2 protein-coding genes are annotated in these 1,270 nt (G+C 55.0%); both read left to right on the top strand.

The genetic code is table 11. The annotated features are described in order from the left end of the window. Positions 1-557 (top strand): cytochrome b (locus ACOCD2_RS20445; protein ID WP_293653286.1); only part of this gene is annotated, 557 nt, incomplete at its 5' end. 3 nt (positions 558-560) lie between these two features. Beyond that, a complete protein-coding gene (locus ACOCD2_RS20440; RefSeq protein ID WP_293689315.1) occupies positions 561-1,148 on the top strand; it encodes a YceI family protein in 588 nt (195 codons plus the stop codon). The last annotated feature ends 122 nt before the right edge of the window (positions 1,149-1,270 follow it).

Below are 1,270 nucleotides of genomic sequence, written 5' to 3'. Positions count from 1 at the left end.
GAATGTCATTGGCAGTTCACCCCTTGGGTGAAATCATGAAAATCACTGGAACTGCAATTTTACGCGATTATCATCGGGCGAACGACTTTCAGGTGGCTGCCGAAGTCACGGATTCAGGTTATTATCATCCGCTGTATCTGGCGCTACCCGAATGGCATCGTGGGCTGGGTGTGCTGACGGCCTTACTGCTGGCAGCGAGACTGCTGTGGCGCTGGAGCAATCCCCTGCCCGATCTGAGCGGCAGGTCATGGGAGAAGCCACTGGCGCGGCTGGTGCACCGGCTGTTCTATGTGCTGCTGCTGGCCATCGTGGTCAGCGGCTATCTGATTTCCACGGCCGATGGCCATGCCCTGCAGGTGTTCGGTTGGTTTGATATACCTGCATTGACCAGCGGTGCCAACCTGGAAGACCGGGCCGGAGCAGTGCATTATTTTATCACCTGGCTCCTCGCCTTCATGCTGGCATTGCATGTCGCTGGGGCGCTGAAGCATCAGTTCATCGACAAAGACGCCATACTTACGCGCATGTTGGGTTTTGCGCCCGGACAAAGGAACTAGATCATGATCAAAAAAGCAATTCCTGCGGCTCTCATGAGTGCATCACTGATGGTATCCGCTGCTGCGGTCGCGGCTACAGACTATGTTATCGACACAAAAGGCATGCACGCCTTCATCGAATTCAGGATCAAGCACCTGGGATACAGCTGGCTGCTGGGCAGGTTCAACCGTTTCGAGGGCGAGTTCAGCTACGATGAGAAGCATCCCGGGAAAAACCGGGTCGAAGTCACCATCGACGTTTCCAGCCTCGACAGCAATCATGCCGAGCGCGACAAGCACCTGCGCAGCAAGCTGTTTTTCGATACAGACAAGTATCCCAGGGCAAGTTTCGTGAGCACCGGCTGGGAACAGAAAGGCGAAGGCAAGGCCGTGTTGCGGGGCAATTTCACCTTGCGGGGTATCACCCGGGAAGTTGCCATCGACGTGAGCGACGTGAGCCATGGGCCGGATCCCTGGGGCGGTTATCGCCGTGGATTTCAGGGTGAGACAGTCCTGCATTTGTCGGACTGGAACATGAAAGAAGCGAAGATCCTTGGTGATGCCGCCGAAGATATCCATGTCTATCTCTCCGTCGAAGGTATCCGTAAATGAGAAACTGAAGTTTCCCAGAAATTATTCAAGCCACCATGCGCAGCAGCACAGTGACCAGAGAATTTCCGGGGGGATTGCCGGGTTTGGGGCAAACCCTGGCAAAATTCTCATCCAAAGCTGCT

Source organism: Thiolapillus sp., assembly GCF_048562965.1.
Taxonomy (GTDB): Bacteria; Pseudomonadota; Gammaproteobacteria; order Chromatiales; family Chromatiaceae; genus Thiolapillus; species Thiolapillus brandeum_A.
Note: the sequence above shows the minus strand (reverse complement) of the source record. Positions and strands in the feature narration are given on the sequence as shown.